Annotated in this window: 11 protein-coding genes; 9 read left to right on the forward strand and 2 right to left on the reverse strand. The window is 70.5% G+C overall.

The window, feature by feature from the left end:
- The first annotated feature begins 4 nt into the window (after nt 1–4).
- Genes AB0B14_RS11370 through AB0B14_RS11400 form a run of 7 tightly spaced genes read left to right on the forward strand, consistent with a single transcriptional unit; the run spans nt 5 to nt 14,729 of the window.
- Nucleotides 5–1,177: an MFS transporter gene (locus tag AB0B14_RS11370; protein ID WP_357522353.1), complete on the forward strand. Its 1,173-nt coding sequence runs from the start codon at nt 5–7 to the stop codon at nt 1,175–1,177.
- Nucleotides 1,174–4,371, forward strand: coding sequence for an amino acid adenylation domain-containing protein (locus tag AB0B14_RS11375; protein WP_357522354.1), 3,198 nt, complete (start codon nt 1,174–1,176; stop codon nt 4,369–4,371). The genes AB0B14_RS11370 and AB0B14_RS11375 overlap by 4 nt, the downstream gene beginning before the upstream one ends.
- The gene (locus AB0B14_RS11380) at nt 4,364–6,658 is read left to right on the forward strand and encodes a type I polyketide synthase (protein WP_357522355.1); all 2,295 of its coding nucleotides are present in this window, start codon (nt 4,364–4,366) and stop codon (nt 6,656–6,658) included. The genes AB0B14_RS11375 and AB0B14_RS11380 overlap by 8 nt, the downstream gene beginning before the upstream one ends.
- Nucleotides 6,658–6,936, forward strand: a complete 279-nt coding sequence (locus AB0B14_RS11385) for a phosphopantetheine-binding protein (protein ID WP_357064999.1) — start codon at nt 6,658–6,660, stop codon at nt 6,934–6,936. The genes AB0B14_RS11380 and AB0B14_RS11385 overlap by 1 nt, the downstream gene beginning before the upstream one ends.
- The gene (locus AB0B14_RS11390) at nt 6,933–10,319 is read left to right on the forward strand and encodes an amino acid adenylation domain-containing protein (RefSeq protein ID WP_357522356.1); all 3,387 of its coding nucleotides are present in this window, start codon (nt 6,933–6,935) and stop codon (nt 10,317–10,319) included. Before AB0B14_RS11385 ends, AB0B14_RS11390 begins: the two co-directional genes overlap by 4 nt.
- Nucleotides 10,316–13,183 carry a beta-ketoacyl synthase N-terminal-like domain-containing protein gene (locus tag AB0B14_RS11395; protein ID WP_357522357.1) on the forward strand — a complete coding sequence of 956 codons (2,868 nt, stop codon included), beginning with the start codon at nt 10,316–10,318 and terminating at the stop codon, nt 13,181–13,183. Before AB0B14_RS11390 ends, AB0B14_RS11395 begins: the two co-directional genes overlap by 4 nt.
- Nucleotides 13,176–14,729 (forward strand): amino acid adenylation domain-containing protein, encoded by a 1,554-nt coding sequence (locus tag AB0B14_RS11400; protein ID WP_357522358.1) that lies wholly within the window; start codon nt 13,176–13,178, stop codon nt 14,727–14,729. Before AB0B14_RS11395 ends, AB0B14_RS11400 begins: the two co-directional genes overlap by 8 nt.
- Before the next feature lie 81 nt (nt 14,730–14,810).
- Here the strand turns inward: AB0B14_RS11400 and AB0B14_RS11405 are convergent, their stop codons facing one another.
- Nucleotides 14,811–15,092 carry a hypothetical protein gene (locus AB0B14_RS11405; RefSeq protein ID WP_357522419.1) on the reverse strand — a complete coding sequence of 94 codons (282 nt, stop codon included), beginning with the start codon at nt 15,090–15,092 and terminating at the stop codon, nt 14,811–14,813.
- Here AB0B14_RS11405 and AB0B14_RS11410 point away from each other — a divergent pair.
- Nucleotides 15,033–15,437: an SDR family NAD(P)-dependent oxidoreductase gene (locus AB0B14_RS11410; protein ID WP_357522420.1), complete on the forward strand. Its 405-nt coding sequence runs from the start codon at nt 15,033–15,035 to the stop codon at nt 15,435–15,437. The two genes, AB0B14_RS11405 and AB0B14_RS11410, sit on opposite strands and share 60 nt — an antisense overlap.
- A gap of 153 nt (nt 15,438–15,590) precedes the next feature.
- Here AB0B14_RS11410 and AB0B14_RS11415 read toward each other — a convergent pair whose 3' ends face one another.
- Nucleotides 15,591–16,790, reverse strand: coding sequence for a low temperature requirement protein A (locus AB0B14_RS11415; protein WP_357064993.1), 1,200 nt, complete (start codon nt 16,788–16,790; stop codon nt 15,591–15,593).
- Between the two features lie 369 nt (nt 16,791–17,159).
- On the opposite strand from AB0B14_RS11415, the gene AB0B14_RS11420 reads away from it, so the two are divergent.
- Nucleotides 17,160–18,107 (forward strand): alpha/beta hydrolase, encoded by a 948-nt coding sequence (locus AB0B14_RS11420; RefSeq protein WP_357522359.1) that lies wholly within the window; start codon nt 17,160–17,162, stop codon nt 18,105–18,107.
- The last annotated feature ends 267 nt before the right edge of the window (nt 18,108–18,374 follow it).

Raw genomic sequence — 18,374 nt, forward strand, 5'->3', positions numbered from 1 at the left:
GGCAATGGGAAAAGGGGTGTTCCTCAGCGGCAGCGTCGTCTACTTCACCCTGCACGTCGGGCTGTCGGCCGCTGAGGTGGGGATTGGCCTGTCCGCGGCGGGTTTCGCCGGACTGGTCTCCTCGGTGTTGTTCGGAATCATCGCGGACCGGATGCGGAAGCGGACGTTGTTGTTCGCGCTGTTCGCGGCGGTCGCCGTCGGTTTCGGCTTGTATTCCGTCGTGGAGAGCGCGGTCGAGTTCTACGTACTGGTGATGCTCATCGCGTTCCTCGACTACGGGATAGGCCCGACCGAGAATGCGATGGTGGCGACGCTCATCCCCGACGGGGAGCGGGTCCGCCTGAACGCCATGATGCGGACGGTCTTCAACATCGGTTTCAGTGTGGGCATCGGGATCGCCGCGGTCGCCGCACTCAGCGAGCGCCTGCTGGTGCTGATCCCGGTGGGAGCGGCCGTGCTGCTGGGTCTCGCCGCGGCACTGGTGACCCGGTTGCCGGTCGGCGCTCCCCGGAAGGCGGCCACCCGGCCACGCCCCTTCGGCGCGGTGCGGGACCTGCGGTTCCTCGCCGTGGTGGGGTTGTCGGCGGTCCTCGCCTCGCACATCACGGTCCTCATGGTGGTGCTGCCCCTGTGGACGCTCAATCGGACCTCGGTCCCACCCTTCCTCGTCCCGCTGATGTTGGTGATCAACACGGCGTTCGTGATCCTGTTCCAGGTCCGCGCGAGCAGGGGCGCGGAGACGGTGTCCGGCGCTGCGCTGACGGGCCGGCGTGCGGGGCTGTGGATCGCGGCCGGCTGCGCGGCGGTGTCCGTCACCGCCTTCGTGGACAACGCGGCCCTGGCCGTGGTGGCGATCGTCGTGACGGTGTTGGTCGTGTCGATAGCCGAGGTGCTGCAGGCGGCCTCGGCGTGGGGAATGGCCTTCGGGCTGGCTCCCAAGCATGCGGAGGGCGAGTACCTCGGTGCCTTCGACCTGCATGTGGCATCGCAGAACGTCGTCGGGCCGGTGTTCCTGTCCGGCCTGGTCATCTCGCTGGGGTTCTGGGGCTGGGCGGTGATCGCCGCGGTGATGCTCGCCGCGGCCTGGCTGATCGTCCCGGCCGCTCGGCGCAGCGCCGAGGCCCTCACGGCACCCACCCAACCCGAAGACGTCGCGGAAGTACGGGGGGCGGCATGACTCGAACCGGCAGGGCCTCCTTCACCCAGGAGCGCTTCTACTTCCTCAACGAACTCCAGCCGGGCAACCCCGCGTACGTCGTGGCGTTCGCCCTGCGGATGGAGGGCTCTCTCGATCGGGAGGCGCTGGCTCAGGCGTTGCGTCGGGTGGTCGGCAAGCACGACGCCCTGCGCACCTCCTTCGCGGTGATCGACGGCGAGTTGACGCAACAGGTTTCGGACGCGGCCGAGCCGGAGATCACGATCCGCGACAGCGCGCCGGTCGAGCAGAGCGTCCAGGACCGCCAATTGCGGGAGCTGGTGGCCGACGAGGCGCGCCGGCCGTTCAACCTGGGCTCCGGCCCGGTGCTGCGGGCCTGGATCACGTCCTGGGACGCCGATCAGCACGCGCTGGTGGTGCTGGTGCATCACATCGCCTGTGACGGCTGGGCGGTCGGCCTGCTGCTGAACGATCTCGCCGACACGTACAACACGGGGGCCAGCGGCGCGCCCGGTCCGTCCTATGTGGACTACGCCGAGGCGCAGCGGGTCATGTGGTCGAAGAACACGAGGCGACTCGACCACTGGCGTCAGTTGCTGACCGGCGCGCCGCAGTTGTCCCTACACACCGATCACCCTCGGCCGACCGTGTTGAGCTTCCAGGGCTCGGTGCTGCGCCGGCCGGTGGACCCCGAACTGATTCACCGGCTCACCGAGTGGGCGAAGGCCCGGGGGGTGACCCTGTTCGCGGTCGCGCTCGCCGGGTACGCCTGGGTGTTGTCGCGGCACGCGCGGCAACCCGAGGTGGTGATCGGGGTCCCGGCGGCCAACCGGCTGGACGAGGCCGAGGAGAGCCTGGTCGGCTGCCTGGTCAACACGCTGCCGGTTCGCGTCGACCTCTCCGGGCAGCCGACGTTCACCGATCTGGTCAGCAGGACATGGCGGACCGCGCTGACCGCGCTCGGTCATCAGGACGTGCCGTTCGAGCAGATCGTGCAGGCCCTGGGCGAGCAGCGGCAGCTCAGTCACGCCCCGCTGTTCCAAACCATGCTCACGGTCCAGAACTTCACCTTCACCGTTCCGGACTTCGGCGGGTTGAAGGTGCACGAGGTGGACGTCGAGATCGACGCCGCGAAGTTCGACGTCGCGATGACCCTCGACGTCTCGACGCGATCGCCGTTCCTGCGGGCGGAGTTCAGCACCGAACTCTTCGAGAAGACGACGGTCGAGGGCATGCTGGAGCACTACCACGCGCTGCTCGAATCCGTCGTGGCCGAGGCGGACGGCGAGCCGAGCATGGTCGACCACGAGGAGCGCACCCTGCTCACCACGGGGTGGAATCCTCCGATCCCGGAGGAGCCGGTCGACCATCCGTCCGTCCTACGGTCGTTCGTCGCGCACGCCACCCGGTCGCCGGACGCGGTGGCGGTCCGCCATCGAGGACGCCAGCTCACCTACCGACAGCTCGACCAGTGGTCGAGTCGGATCGCCGCCGGGCTGGCCGATCTCGGTGTGGCTGGCGGCAGCCGGGTCGGGCTGTTGTTGGGGCGCTCCCCGGCCGTGCTGGCCTCGATCCTCGGGGTGTGGAAGCTCGGCGGGGTCTACGTGCCGCTCGACCCCGAATATCCGCGGCACCGCCTGGACCTGATCGTGGACAGCGCACGGCCGAGCACGATGCTCGTGGAGCCCGACACCATCGACCTGGCACGGCAGTTGGCCGCACCGCACGGCATCGCCCTGCTCGACGCGCACACGGCCAATGGCGACGCCACGGTCCCGACGACGTTCCCCGACCCGGACGACCTCGCCTACCTCATCTACACCTCCGGCTCGACCGGGGTGCCGAAAGGCGTGATGGTCCGGCACCGGGGCCTCAACGCCCTGTGCGATCCGAGCCCCGCCGGCCTGGACGTCGACGAGACCGACCGGTGGCTGGGCGCCCATTCCTTCTCCTTCGACGTCTCGGTGTGGGAGATGTGGGGGGCCCTCAGCTCGGGCGGCCGGCTCATCATCGCCGACCAGGCCGACCTGGTCGACCCGCAGCGCCTCGCACGGCTGGTCCACGCCGAGGAGGTGACGGTCCTGAGCCTGACTCCCGGTGCCCTGTACCGGGTGCTGCCGCCACTCTTCGACTCGCTCGACCGTGAGCGGTCCTCCGTGCGGTACGTGGTGCTGGCCGGGGAGGCGCTGAGCTGGTCCCGGGTGGCCACGCTGGTCGACCCGAAGCGGCTGCCCGCGGTGTTCGTCAACATGTACGGGATCACCGAGGGGACCATCCACGTCACGATCGTTGCGGTGCCGGCCGCCGAGCTGCACGGCGTACGGGAGGGCGACATCGGGGTGCCGCTGCCCTCCGCCCGCTGTTACGTGCTCGACGAGCAGCGGCAACCCACCGGCGTGAACGTGCCGGGCGAGCTCTACGTCGGCGGCGAGCTGGTCGCGGCGGGGTACGTCGGCGCACCCGAGCTGACCTCGGCACGTTTCGGTCCGGACCCGTACGCCCCCGGCGTTCTCTACCGGACGGGCGACATCGTCAGATGGGGCCCGGACGGAAAGTTGATCTACCTGGGCCGGGAGGACGCGCAGGTGAAGGTTCGCGGCTACCGGGTCGAGCTCGCGGAGATCGAGGCGGCGTTCCTTCGACAGACCGCTGTCCTGGCGTGTGTTGCCGTGGCGGAGGCCGACGAGCTGGTCGTGTTCCTGCGCTGCGGCCCCGGAGTGGGGACCGAGCGGGAACTGCGGGCCGCGGTCCGGGACGAGCTGCCCGGCTACATGGTGCCGTCCCGCATCCATGTTGTTCCGGAGATCCCGCTGAACGCCAACGGGAAGGTCGACACCCGCCGGCTGGTCGCCGAGAGCAGGTTGACCGCGCCCGCTCCACGGCCGGTCGACACCGCTGTCCGGGACTCACTCTCGGCGCGGATCCGCCGCATCTGGGCCGACGTGTTGGGCCGGCCCGACATCGAACCGACCGACAACTTCTTCGACGTGGGCGGGCACAGCTTCGCCCTGATCACCGTCCAGCAACGCATGGCCGAGATCGGGCTGGAGATCTCCGTGACCGATCTCTTCCGCTTCGGCACGGTGGCGGACTGTGCCGCGTACTTCCGACGAGCGGAGGCCCCGCTCACCGACGACCGGGTCGCGCAACGCAGGCGGGCGCGGGACGAGTTCACCCGACGTCGGCGAATCAGCAGAGGGGGAGAACATGCCTGACGAACAGGGGCAGGACCGGATCGCCATCATCGGAATGGGGATCAGGCTTCCGGGCGCGGGGCGGGACCTGGACCGCTTCTGGCACAACATCGAGAACGGCATCGAGGCGATGACCTTCTTCGAGCGTGACCAGTTGCTCAGCTGGGGCGTTCCGGAGGAGGTGATCGACCACCCGGACTTCGTCCCGGCCCGCTCGGTCCTGGACGACTACGACCGCTTCGACGGGCGCCTGTTCAGCTACTCGCCGCAGGACTCGGTCCTCATGGACCCGCAACAGCGGGTGCTACTCGAATGCGCGTGGGGCGCGCTGGAGCACGCCGGGTACGCCCCGATCGCGCCGGACGGCAACCGGATAGCCGTGCACGTCGGTACGGGGTTGAACGTGTACCTGCTCGACGTCCTGTGGCCGAACGCCCGCGCGGTCAAGTCCGCCGGAGGTCTGCAGATCCTCATCTCCAGTGACAAGGACTTCGCCGCGACCCGCATCGCGTACAAGTTGAACCTCCAGGGCACGGCATTCACGGTGCAGACGGCGTGCTCCACCTCGCTCGTCGCGGTGCACCTCGCGGTGCAGAGCCTGTTGACCTACGAGGCCGACATCGCACTGGCCGGGGCGGCCACGGTCGCGCCGCCGACCAGGCGCGGGCACCTGTACGAGCCGGGCGGCATCTTCTCGCCGGACGGCCGGTGCCGGACCTTCGACAACGCGGCCCAGGGGACGGTGGACGCCGACGGGGCGGGCATCCTCGTGCTGAAACGTCTCGAGGACGCGGTGCGGGACAACGACACCATCCACGCGGTGATCGCCGGGACCGCGGCCGTCAACGACGGAGCCCGCAAAGCCGGTTTCACCGCGCCGGGCCCGGAGGGGCAGGCGACGGCCATCAGGTCCGCGCTCGCGGTCGCCGGGGTCGACCCGGACACCATCGGGCTGATCGAGGCACACGGTACCGGCACCATCCTGGGGGATCCGATCGAGGTCTCCGCCCTGCGGGCGGTGTTCGGCACCGACCGGGGCGACAACCCGCGGTGCGCGTTGGGCGCCCTGAAGTCGATCATGGGTCACCTCGACACAGCGGCCGGCGTGGTCGGCGTGATCAAGACCGTGCTGGCCCTGAAGCACCGGACCATTCCGCCCGTCGCGCGGTTCACCGAGGCGAACCCCGCCCTGGAGCTGGAGAAGTCGGTGCTCTACGTGCCGACAACCGCGACCGAGTGGCCAACCATCGACGGGGTGCGTCGCGCCGGGGTGAGCTCGTTCGGGATCGGCGGCACGAACACACACGTCGTCCTGGAGGAAGCTCCACCGAAGGTGCGCACCGACCGACGACGCCGACCGGTGAGCGAGCTGATCCTCGTCTCGGCCAAGACCGAACAGGCGGCCACCGAGAGCCTGACCCGTGTGAACGACTTCGTCGCCGGGACGAAGCCGGAGGACCTCGCCGACGTCGCCTTCACCCTACGCACCGGCCGGGTCGAGTTCCCGTGGCGAGGGTTCATCATCCGGACGCCGGACGAGGACCTGAAGCCACTGCGGCCCGTACGCCGGGCGAGCGCGCAGGCCGCCGAGCGCGGGGTCGCGTTCTTCTTCAGCGGTGGAGGGCGGCTGCCGGGGAGCCCGCACACCTACAACGTCGATCCGCACTTCCGCACGATCGTCGACCGCGGCTACGCCGAGCTGCGTTCCCGCGACAGCGAGCCCGATCTCGAAACCCGGGAGCGAGCCGGCCGGTTCGCCCTGGCGCTGGCCTGGGTCGACACCCTGCAGCGCCGAGGGGTCCGCGCGGCGGCGATGGTTGGCCAGGGTGTCGGCGCCGTCGCGTCGGCCTGCGCGGCGGGCGTGCTGTCCTTCGGCGACGGGATCGACCTCGCGGTACGGCGGCCCCGGACCGGTGCCACGCTGGCCGCTCCCGGGACTCCCCTCTACACCCGAGACGGGACGCCGATCACCGCCGAGCAGGCCACCGACATCGACTACTGGGTGGCGAGGTTCGACGAGCCGCACGACCGAGAGTTCGCGCCACCGACGACCGGCCCGGATCCCGCCGCCTGGCTCGAGATCGGCACCCAGGTGCTTGCGCATCCGGATGTCGAGCCACCACCGATGTCCAACGGACTCGACAAGATGCTCGGCACCGTCGGTCTGCTCTGGGAGATGGGCATCGGCGGCCCCTGGGCCGAGGAGCTGGATCTCGGCCGCAGCCGGGTCCCCGTGCCGGGCTACCCGTTCGCCCCCACCCGCCACTACCTCGACATTCCCGCCACAGCGAAAGAGAGGCATCTGTGATGACCAATCACCAGGGCGAGTCACGGGTCGCCGAGTTCGAGCAGCTCTGGATGGAGGTGCTCGGCGTGGAGACCGTCCACGAGGACGACGACTTCTTCGATCTCGGCGGCCACTCGCTCAGCGCCCTGCGGCTGAGCACGCTGATCCGCCAGGATCTCAACCTCGCCGTCGAGCTCAAGCACGTGCTGGACAACCCCCGCTACGGTGACCTGCTGGCCCTCGCGGACCGGGTCCCGCCGGAGCGGGCGGACGAGGCTGCCGCGGGTGTGCAGCGGTGACCGGACCCGTCAACCGGCTCGTCGACTGGATGCCGCTGATCGCCGAGGTGCTCGGTATCGCGGCCGAGGAGGTCGGGGCGCGCTCGGCACAGGACTCGTTCACCGCGCTGGGAGGCACGTCCCTCCAGGCGATCGCGCTGTCCGCGTACGGTCAGCGGGAGCTGGCCCTGGACGTCGACGTCGCGCGGCTGCTCGCGGCGGCACCCCTGGCGGACGCCCTGTCCGACGCGCCGGAATTCGTACCCACCGCACTGGAGCCCGTCGACGTCACCGCGGGCCCGCTGCTCCGCGAGCTGTTGCCCGGCCAGAAGGCGATGCTCGCGGCGCATCTCGCCGGCCGCGACCAGTCGTACCACCTGATGTTCACGGTGCGGCCGCCGGCCGCACTGGGTCTTGGCCAGACGAGGGCCGCGTTGCAGGCGCTCACCGCCCGGCACGAATCGCTGCGCACCATGTTCAGCGAGGACCAGCAGACGGTACGCCGAATGGTGCTTCCCCCGTCGCACCCACCGCGGTTGCTGCACCAGTCCCTGCCCGCCGGCGTGGACGCGGTACCGGCCATCCACGAGGTGTACGGCCACCGCGCCGCGGAGTTGCTGCGCCCCTTCGAGCAGCCACCCGTGGTGTTCGTCCGCACCTGCGTCGGCGAGGAGAGCCTGGTCACGGTGCTGGTGCACCACGCGCTGGTGGACGGCTGGAGTATCGGCGTGCTGTGGCGGGAGTTCGCGCGGCTCTGCGAGGACGGGCCTGGCGGTCTCGCCGCCGAGGGCCCGTCACCGGAGTGGATCGGGCACCGGCTCGCCGCGCGGGACTCCTCGGGTGTGCTCGACGCGGCGCTGGCCCGCGTGGCGGACCGACTCGACGGTGCCCCACTGGTGGCGACGTTGCCGACCGACCTGCGCCGGGCCGACGAGGCCGACGGGCGCGGCGCACGCGTGGTGTTCGGGCTGCCGACCCACCTGGCCGAGGGGGTGGACCTGCTCGCGCGGCACAGCCGGACCACTGTGACCTCGGTGCTGCTGTCGGCCTGGGCGCTCACCGTCGCCCGCCGGCTCGGGTCGGCCGACGTCGTGCTCGGCGTGGCGGCCTCGGGCCGGTTCGAGACCGGGATGGAGGACGTCATCGGGTTGTGCACCCGGATCATCCCGGTGCGCTGCCGGATCGAGGACGACCTCCGAGCCGGCGAGTACGTCCGCACCACCGCCGGTGCGCTCGCCGACGCGGTCGCGGACGCGGATCTCCCGTTCGCGCGGGTGGTGACGGCTCTCGCCGAGACGGTGGACGGGAGCCGCAACCCAGTGGCGCAGGTCGGTTTCGCCGCACACCACGAACTGGTGCCCGACCAGTTCGCCTCGGCGAGCGGGTCGTGGCAGGTCCAGGAGGGGCACTGCCACGGGTCGGTCTTCGATGCGCTGCTGTTCGTACAGTCGTGGTCGGCACGGCCGAGGCTGGCCATCGAGTACGCGACCTCGGCGCAGACCGCCGCGGACATCGGCGAGCTGGCCGACTCGTTCCAGGCCGTGCTGGAGGAGTTGGCGGGTCATCCGGAAACCGATCTCGGCCAGGTCGCCGGACTTTCCGGCGGCCAGCGGCGGCGGCTGCGTGACCTCGGGCACGGCGCGGAGTTCGACACCGCCGACGACCTCTGGAGCCGGTTCGAGCGCCAGGTCGACCACCAACCGGACGCGGTCGCGGTGGTCGACGCCGCGGCCGGGACGACGTTGACCTACCGCGAGTTGCAGGCTCACGCCCTGGCCCAGGCCGAGTTGTTGCGAGGTTGCGGTGTCGGGGTGGGCGACCGGGTCATCCTCGAAATCCCCCGCTCGGCGGCGGAGGCGGTCGCGGTCCTGGCGATCCTGAGCGTGCCGGCGACCTACGTCGCCGTGGACCCCGCCTCCCCCGCGAGTTGGCGGACCCGGATCGCCGAGGCGGTGGCGCCGGCCGCGCGCATCGGAGGGGACGTGGGCGACCTCACCTTCGCGGGTGTCCGGCGGTGCCCGCTCGTCGAGTTGGACCGCGAGCGTCACGACCTCGGCGTCGAGCCGGCGCGGCGCAGCCCCGATCCCGCCGCGGCCGCGTACATCTCCTTCACATCGGGCACCACCGGTGTCCCCAAGGGCGTCGTCGTGCCGCACCGGGCGGTGCTGCGGTTGGCCGACGACGAGGACCTGTTCGCCGATCGGGTCGGGCTGCGAATGCTGCGCCTCGCCCCCTTGGCCTTCGACGCGTCGACACTGGAACTGCTGGTGCCGCTGGCGAACGGGACGACAGTCGTCGTGCATCCGCCGGGTGAGCCGACCCCGAACGGTCTGGCCGAGTTCCTGCGTTCCTCGGGTACGACCCACGCCTGGTTGACCGCGGGCCTGTTCCACCTCGTCGCCGACCACCGACCGGAGGCGTTCAGCGGGCTCCGTCAGGTCTTCACCGGTGGCAGCGTCGTGTCGCCGGCGCACGTACGGCGTGTCCTCCAGCGCTGCCACGGGTTGCGCGTCACCAACGGGTACGGCCCCACCGAGAACACGACCTTCACCGCCACCTTCCACATGGACGGCGCGTACGACGTTCCGGACCCGATCCCGATCGGCACCCCGGTACGGGGTACCGACGTGTGGATCGTGGACGACGATGATCGACCCGTTCCACCGGGGGCCATCGGTGAGCTGCGTAGCGCCGGTTGGGGACTGGCCGACGGGTACGTGGGCGATCCGGAGCGGACCGCCCTGTCGTTCACGGAGCGCGCCGGCGAGCGGGAGTACCGCACCGGTGACCTGGTCCGCTGGGGTGCGGACGGTCGACTGCGGTTCCTCGGTCGCGCCGACCGGCAGGTGAAGATCGCCGGGCATCGCGTCGAGCTGGTCGACCTCGAACGCCGGATCAAGGAGCGGGCCGGGGTGCTGGACGCGGTGGTGTTCCTGACCGGGGGTCGGCTGTGTGCCGCGGTCAAGGCCGAGGACGGTGTGCTGGCGGAGGTTCGGGCGGCGGTGGAGCCAGGGCTCGCGGCGTACGAACGCCCACAGCGGTGGTTCACCGTGAACGAGTTTCCCCTGGACCGCAACGGCAAGGTCGACCTGCGCACGTTGGGCTCACTCGCCGCGCCGCCAGCCGGCCGGAGTGAGCCGCCCGCCGCCGAGCCGGCCCCGGTCGACCTGGAGAGGTTGATCTCCGAGACCTGGGTCGAGGTGCTCGGGACTGACGATTTCGCTCCCGACGAGGGGTTCTTCGACGTCGGGGGTGACTCGCTGGCCGTCGCCCTGGTCCGGAGACGGTTGCAGGAGCACCTGGGCGGACAGCCGATCTCACTGACCGACCTGTACCGGTTTCCCACGGTGCAGGCCCTGGCCACGCACCTACGGACGACGACCGTGGCGGTGATGTCGAGATGAGCACGGAGATCGCGGTTGTCGGGATGGCCGGCCGGTTCCCCGGGGCGGCGGACCTCGACGAGTACTGGTCGAATCTCGTCGCCGGGCGGGTCACCGTCAGCCAGTTGTCCCGCGGTGAGCTGATCGCGGCCGGCGTGCCGGCCGGTCAGTTGGACGACCCGGCCTATGTTCCCGTCCGCGGTGTGCTCGCGGAGGCCGACCTCTTCGACTCAGCCTTCTTCGGGATTCCACCCCGGGAGGCGGACATCATGGACCCACAGCAGCGGCTGCTGCTCCAGACCGCGTGGGAGACCCTCGAGTCCGGTGGCTTGATCACGAACAGACCGCTCGGCCGGGTCGGCGTGTTCGCCGGAGCCGGTTTCAACTACTACCTCCAGCAGCAGGTGCTGGCCACCCCGGACATCCTCCGTGAGCACGGCCTGCTCGCCGTGGTGCTGGGCAACGAGAAGGACCACCTCGCGACGAGGATCGCCTACCGGCTCGGGCTGGGCGGCCCGGCGATCACGGTCCAGACGGCGTGCTCGACCTCGCTGGTCGCCGTACACCTGGCCTGTCAGAGCCTGCGGGCCGGAGACTCGGACGTGGCGCTGGCGGGAGGGGCCTACGTCGCGTTTCCCCAGGTGGCCGGCTACCTCTACGAGCCCAAGGGCATCATGTCGTCGGACGGGACCTGTCGGCCGTTCGACACCAGCGCCAACGGGACGGTGCCGGGCAGCGGGGTCGGGATGGTCGCGCTGAAGCGCGCCGACGACGCCCGCCGCGACGGGGACCTGATCCTTGCGCTGATCTCGGGTTCAGCAGTCAACAACGACGGCTCGCAGAAGGTCGGGTACACCGCACCGGGCGTCGCCGGCCAGATCGACGTGCTCGCCCGCGCGTACGCGTCGGCCGGCGTCGACCCCGCGACGGTCGGCTACCTGGAGGCGCACGGGACGGCGACCGAGGTGGGTGACGCCATCGAGCTGGCCGCGCTTCGCGAGGTGTTCGTCGGCGGCGGGGCCCCGTGCTCGCTCGGCTCCGTCAAGGCCAACATCGGGCACCTGTCGGCCGCGGCCGGCATCGCCGGTCTGATCAAGGCGGTGTCCGCGTTGCGCACCCGACAGATCCCACCGCTGGCCGGCCTGAAGCAGCCGCGGCCAGAACTGCTCGACTCCTCGACGGCGTTCACCGTGGACAGTGTCGCCCGGGACTGGAATGTGCCGTCCGGGCAGCCGCGCCGGGCCTCGGTCAGCTCGTTCGGGCTCGGTGGCACCAACGCCCACGTGGTCCTGTCCGAGGCCCCGCCGCCGGAGAGGGTGGTCCCGGCGACCGGGCGGGACGTCGTGGTGGTCTCCGCGCGTACCGAAGAGGCGTTGCGGGCCGCCGCCGACCGCCTCGCCGCGCACCTGCGCGACCGGCCGGACCTGTCGCTGCCCGACGTCGCGCTGACCGTGCAGGAGCACCGCCGGCACTTCACGCACCGCCTCGCCGTGACGACGAACGACACGGCGAGTGCGGCGAGAGCCCTCGCGTCCGCGCCCGGCCGCGTGGCGCTGCGCCAGCCCAACGTGGTGTTCCTGTTCCCCGGGCAGGGTGCGGAGGCACCGGGAATGGCCGAGTGGCCCTACCGGCGGTACCCGTCGTTCGCGGCCGACATCGACCAGGGCTGCGACCTGTTGCGGGACCTGATCGGCGTTGACCTGCGGGAGCTGCTGATCGGCGCCGATCCGCAGGGCCTCGTCCACCGGACCGACCTCACCCAGCCGGCCCTGGTGCTGCACGAGTACGCCCTCGGCCGGCTGCTGCTGTCCTGGGGGGTCCGGCCCGCGGCCCTGATCGGCCACTCGGTCGGGGAGTTCGCCGCGGCCTGCCTCGCCGACGAACTCAGCCTTCCCGACACGCTGCGACTGGTGGTGGAACGTGGGGCACTGATGCAGCAGGCCCCCGAGGGTGGCATGGTCGTGGTGCTCGCCGCGGAGTCCGTGGTGCGCGGCCACCTGGCCGACCTCGCGGGCCTGGAGATCGCCTCGGTGAACGCCCCCGAGGTGATCGTGGTGTCCGGGTCGACCGAGTCGGTGGGCCTGCTGCGGGAGCGGCTGGACGCCGTCGGTCTCCCGCATCGGGTGCTGCCGGCGCAGCGCGCCTTCCACTCGTGGATGATGGCCGAGGCCGCCGCCCGGCTCGGCGCGGTGGCCGCGACCATCGCGCACCGCCCGGCGTCGCTCGACGTGATCAGCAGTGTCAGCGGCCAGTCGCTGCGCAGGGGCGGACGCCGTCCAGCCGGTTACTGGGCGGACCAGCTGCGCAGCCCGGTCCGGTTCCAGGCCGCGGTGGAGTCCGCGATGAGCCGGTCGCGCGTGGTCCTCGTGGAGGTGGGGCCCGGCACGGGCCTGATCGGCAGCGCCAAGCAGATACCGCAGGCCCGACAGGCCCCCATGGTGGCGCTGCAACCTCGACGAGGTGACCTGCTCAGCGGGGTGGGCGGACTGTGGGCGGCCGGGGTGGAGGTGGACTGGCCGGCGGTTCGCAACGGCTCCGGCGCTGTCCGGGTGCCCCTGCCCAGCTATCCCTTCGCCGGGACACGACACTGGTTGGCGACTCCGGCAGAGGCGGAGCCGACGCCGAAGGTGGAGCCGGACCCGGAGGCCACCGTCGGAGGAGACGACACCGTGCTCCAGCAGGTCATCGACATCTGGCGGTCCCTGCTCGGGGTGGCCACCGTCGAGGCCGGCTCCGACTTCTTCCGGCTCGGCGGGGAGTCGCTGCTGTTCATCCGGATGATCGCCCAGGTGCGGCGCAGGTTCGGGGTCTCGTTGGAGATCGCCGAGCTGGCTGATGCGCCGACCCCGGCAGCGATCGCGGCTCAGGTCACCCGCGATGAGTGACCAGGCGCCGGTGCACGAGGTCATCTGCCGCCAGGCGGAGCGGACGCCCGACGCGGTCGCCGTACGTCATGGCGACGCGGTGCTGACCTATCGGGAGTTGCTGGACGCGGCGGCGCTGGTCGCCGGCGGGCTCTCGGCCGACGGCATCGGGCCCGGGGCCGTGGTCGCGCTGCGCGCCGAGCGCAGCGCACAGTTGGTGATCGCGGTGCTGGGGGTCCTGTTGTCGGGAGCGGCCTACCTGCCCGTCGACCCGCGGCACCCCCCGCACCGGCTTCGCACGATGCTGGAGTCGGCCCGGGCCGCCCTGCTCCTGGTCGACGTCGACGAGTCACCCCTGCCGGAGGGGCATCCGACGCTGGTCCGCACACTGACCGCCGAGCCGGTCGGCGCCGCCCGGGTCCGCGCGGCTGCCCCGGTCGAGTGGCGGCGGTACCGGGCCGGACCCGAGGTGGTCGACGGGCTGTCCTGCGTCATCTTCACCTCGGGGTCGACGGGTGCGCCCAAGGGCGTGGAGCTGACCCATGCCAGCCTCGTCAATCGGTTGGCCGGGATGCTCGACGAGCACCGGGTCGGCCCCGAGGACGTGCTGTTGCAGAAGACGCCCTACACCTTCGACGTGTCGATCTGGGAACTGCTCCTGGCCTTCATGGCGGGCGGCAGCCTGGTTGTCGCGCCGCCGCAGGCGCATCGCGACCCGCAGGCCCTGGTGGATCTGATCGTGGGCTACGGCGTGACCATGGTGCACTTCGTGCCGTCCATGCTCGCGTTGTTCGTGACCGAGCCGGACGTCCGGCGGTGCGAGTCACTGCGGGTGATTCTCGTCGGTGGCGAGGCACTGCCGCCGAAGCTGGTGAACATCCTGACCGCGACGCTCCCCCGCGCCGCCGTCTACAACATGTACGGCCCGGCGGAGGCGACGATCGACGTGACCGCCTGGGAGTGCCGGCGTCCCGAGCCAGGCGACACGGTCCCGATCGGCCGCCCCCTGCGCAACGTCACCGTCTATGTGGTGGACGAGCAGGGCGCGCTCGTTCCCCCCGGTGTCGACGGCGAACTACTGCTCGGCGGAGGCTGCCTGGCCCGGGGGTACGCTGGCCGGCCCGACCTCACCGCCGAGCGGTTCGTCGAGACCCGGGTGGCGGGCCACCGGGAGCGGGTCTACCGCACCGGTGACCTGGTGCGCTGGTCACCCGATGGCCACCTGGACTATCTCGGGCGGCTCGACACCCAGGTGAAGATCCGGGGGCAGCGCGTGGAGCTGGGCGAGATCGAGTCGACGCTGCGCCGACATCCCGTGGTCCGCCACACCGTCGTCGTGCTGCGGGAGGCCCGGTCTCTGGTGGCGTACGTGGTTCTCGAGGCCGGCGCCCCGCCGGACGTCGACGAGCCGGCCCTGCGCGCGTACCTCGCCGAGCGGCTCCCCGAGCACATGGTGCCGTCGCGGATCGTGGCGCTCGCGGAGATCCCGACCAGTCCGCACGGCAAGGTCGACCGGGCTGCCCTTCCAGCGCCGCCACGGAGGCACTCAGGCGCCGTCGGCCACTGACCGTGGCAGCGAGACGTGGAACGGAGGGGCAACATCGTGACGAGTGGACCAGGGACGAAGCAAATAGTCAGGGCAACCGCGTCAGCTTTCGAAGTCATCGGTTGACGCGAGCGCAAGCGCCCCGGCGACCAGCGTGTCGATCATCTTTCGGAGGGTGGGGGTGAAAGCCATGCGGTGTCCGGCGAGTTCGGGGTCGGCTTCGTAGGCGGCGAGCATGCCAGCGGAGGGGCGGGAATGGGTCCAGACCGCGCCGACAGCCATGAGGATCTGGGCGCACAGTAGCTCGGCTCCGGCGCCCCCGGCCTGGCTGCCTACCAGAGCGCCAAGTGGGCGGTCGGCGGCTTCTCCACCGTCCTCGCCCAGGAGGTCGCGCCGTTCGGCGTCAAGGTCACTGTCCTGGAACCCGGTGGCATGCGCACCGACTGGGCCGGCTCCTCGATGACCATCCCGCCGATCAGCGAGCCCTACCGGCAGACCGTCGGCGCGATGGTCAACATGATCCGCGACGCCGATCCCGAGAGCGCGGCGGCCAACTCCGCCGACCCGGCCCGAATCGCCGAGATCATCGCCGACCTCTCCGCGCACGACGACGCACCGGTACGCATCCTGCTCGGCAAGGACGCCGTCCAGTACAGCGAAGCTGCCGCGAAGGCCCTGGCCGACTCCGACGCGCAGTGGCGTGAGGTTTCCGAGTCCGCTTGGTCCTGACCACCGCCCCGGCCTGCCGGACCGCGGTCCGGCAGGCCGCTTTCCCGTCCTACTTCGGTCATGGCCGCCTCGCGTCCAGCGGTGCCGCCCACGGCAGGACAATCTGAAATTTCACCGGCGAAACTACTCCGTTTGGTGGGTGCCGGATACGCGTCAGCGCGGCGGCGAAGCCTCCTCCAGTGGACGTCCGTGGGCTCGGGTCGTGTCAGAGACGGCAACGCCGAGCAGGACCGCGACTGCTGCGGCAGCGATCTCGAGCGGCGGCAGGCCGACCATGATCGGCGCCAAGGCCGCGAGGACGAGGATCCCGATCGGCCGCGGCCAGGACACTCGGGCGAAGGCCACGTACTCGAATACCGAGCGCCCGGCAAGGTAGAGCGCGGGCCCGCCGAGGATGGCCCCGACCCAGGCGGGTTTCGCGTCTCCGGATGGATCTAGGAGGACGAGTTCGGAGCCAGCTGAGCTGGCGAGGATGCCGGACACCATGAGCAGGTGTGCGAACTCGGCCAACCGACCGAGCCGGCCGGGGTCGGCGGATGCCGCGATGGCCTCACCCAGGATCTGGCCTGCTCGGTAGAAGTAGATCCGCCACAGCAACACCGTGGTGAGGAACGACAAGGTGAGGGCCATCGTTCGTTGCGCCACGATCGGACCGCGCAGAAGACTCGACCCGGAGGTCAGGATCGTCTCACCAAGCGCGACGATGACAAGCTGCCAGTAGCGTTCGGCCAAGTGCTCGCCCGCGACGGCCCACGGGGACCCCCGCGAGCGACCCAGCCCTGGTACCGGCCAGCCGAGTCTGGCCCCCAGGTAGTCGATCGCCAGAGCCAGCGTCCACAGCGAATTGCGCGTCACCTCGGGTGCGAAGGCTCCGGCGAGCCACGGTACGGCCGACGCGCCGAACCAGATGAGCGCCAGCATATTGATGCGGCGTAGATTGTGACCCCGCACGATGCCTACGAAGAAGAGGGTACGGCCCACCTGAATCGCGACATAGGTGCTCGCGAAAAGCAGGCCAGTCTCGGCGAGAGCCCCCGAAATCGCCACTGCCAGGAGCAGGCTCCCGTACATCGTCGCAACGACAACGAACTGGATCGGCGGCTGGAACGGATCAAATCTGCTGGTCACCCATGCCGTCTGGGTCCAGATCCACCAGACCGCCAACAGCAGCAGCAGCGTCTCACCGTTCTCCGCGAGGGAGGTGGTCAGCCTTTCCGCGACGTGACCCCTGGTGTAGTCCAACACCAACTCGTGCACAATCCGGGTGAGCGCGAAGACGAACACGAGATCGAAGAACAGTTCCAGGAAGGTCGGCCGCTGCGGACTCTCACGCCTGCGCAGCAGATTGGCCACTCTATTCCTCGTCACCCGGCCCGCCCGCCTCGTCGGCTTGTCGCTGAAGCAGTCGTACCACGTCGCCGCGCCGCCCGGTTGGAGTCCGGCGTGATGCCGTGCACAGATGCCAGGTATTCGTAGGAGTGGCGCTGGTATTCCGGTGCTGAAGACCCGGCACCGCTGCTCCACGGCGTATCCGACCTGAACCTCGGGCTGCACGGCCGGGACGTTCGCGGCCGGCTGGCGGTGGTCAGGCAGGAATCTGGTCCACCAGCACCCACCTGTGGCGGGTTCTGATTTGCCCCTGGCGAGGGTAGGGGTAACTCCCAACCCGACTGGGAGATAACAGGATCGAGCAGGATCTGGAAACCGTGGAAGCTCATTTCCATGACCGCGCAGAAGATCTCCCGGTTCCATCGGGCCGCCCTGGCCCTCGTCCTTCCCGTCGCCGTGATAGCGGCAGTCGCCGGGTGTGATGACTCGGCGGCGCCGAAGGCCGCGCCCGCGGCCAGTTCGGTAGCCGCGGTTCCCTCGACCTCGACAAGCGCGGCCGGCCCGGCAAGTGCGGCCCCCGCAGCGGGCTTGCACATGATCGTCAACAACGGGCATCAGCTTGCCTTCCACGTCACGCCCGGAAGTTCTCCCACCATCGTGCTGGACGCTGGCGGTGGCGAGGACTCCTCGTACTGGGATGCCCTGGTGCCGCAACTGTCGCAGGCCACCGGATCACAGATCATCACCTACGACCGGGCCGGTCTGGGCGCCAGCGAGGAGGTGAAGGGCCCTTGGGACCCCAAGGCCGCCGCCTCCGACCTGCAGGCCGGTCTGCGTGAACTCGGCGTCACCCAGAACGTGGTCCTCGCGGGCCACTCGCAGGCAGGAGAGGTGGCCCACTACTTCGTCCTCGCGAACCCCGGCGTTGTCTCCGGGGCGGTGCTCATCGATGCCAACGTGCCGCAATTCTTCACCGACACCCAGACCCAACGCCTCGTCGCGCTAACCACGCCGCAGATCGAGGAGCTCAAGAAGGCGCCGTCGACGAAGGCGAACCGCCAGCTCATCGCCACGGCCGACAACTTCGGTCCCACGCACCAGGCGTACCACAAGGTCTCCTGGCCCGACGGCGTTCCCGTCATCTATATCGTGTCGGACAAGACGCCCTTCGATGGATCTCCGCAGGACGCTCAGGCCTGGCGCGACGCGGCAGCGGCGTTCACCAAGGCGGGGCCCGACCGCACACTCGTCATCGCCGAGGGAAGCTCGCACGACGTCCCCCAGGACAAGCCCGCCCTGGTGCTCAAGGAAATCGAACAGATGACCGCCACCGTCAGGTAAAGGCCATCGGACCGACGGCTGACAGGACCGGCGAGCCTGGATGACCGGCGCCGCCCCGGCGTTCTCGGTCAACCAGGTTGCGGAGACGACCTCACCGCCTGCGGTCACCGATAGAGCGAGCACGAAGTGTCCGGCCGACTCCGAATTCGTTGTGGCGCAGCTGCCGATGACCGGGGCAACGCCGCAGGCGAGCGCGACAAGCCACACGGTCCGGATCCCGATGATGGCGAGGTGGTGGCCGAGATTCGGGGAGCGGGCCGGAACTGC

It is taken from the genome of Micromonospora sp. NPDC049171, assembly GCF_040648275.1.
Classification (GTDB): Bacteria; Actinomycetota; Actinomycetes; order Mycobacteriales; family Micromonosporaceae; genus Micromonospora.

Excerpts from the sequence above, each read along its gene's own strand:
- AB0B14_RS11370 (WP_357522353.1), top strand. The coding sequence starts at position 5 with ATGGGAAAAGGGGTGTTCCTCAGCGGCAGCGTCGTCTACTTCACCCTG.
- AB0B14_RS11375 (WP_357522354.1), top strand. The coding sequence starts at position 1,174 with ATGACTCGAACCGGCAGGGCCTCCTTCACCCAGGAGCGCTTCTACTTC.
- AB0B14_RS11380 (WP_357522355.1), top strand. The coding sequence starts at position 4,364 with ATGCCTGACGAACAGGGGCAGGACCGGATCGCCATCATCGGAATGGGG.
- AB0B14_RS11385 (WP_357064999.1), top strand. The coding sequence starts at position 6,658 with ATGACCAATCACCAGGGCGAGTCACGGGTCGCCGAGTTCGAGCAGCTC.
- AB0B14_RS11395 (WP_357522357.1), top strand. The coding sequence starts at position 10,316 with ATGAGCACGGAGATCGCGGTTGTCGGGATGGCCGGCCGGTTCCCCGGG.
- AB0B14_RS11400 (WP_357522358.1), top strand. The coding sequence starts at position 13,176 with ATGAGTGACCAGGCGCCGGTGCACGAGGTCATCTGCCGCCAGGCGGAG.
- AB0B14_RS11420 (WP_357522359.1), top strand. The coding sequence starts at position 17,160 with ATGACCGCGCAGAAGATCTCCCGGTTCCATCGGGCCGCCCTGGCCCTC.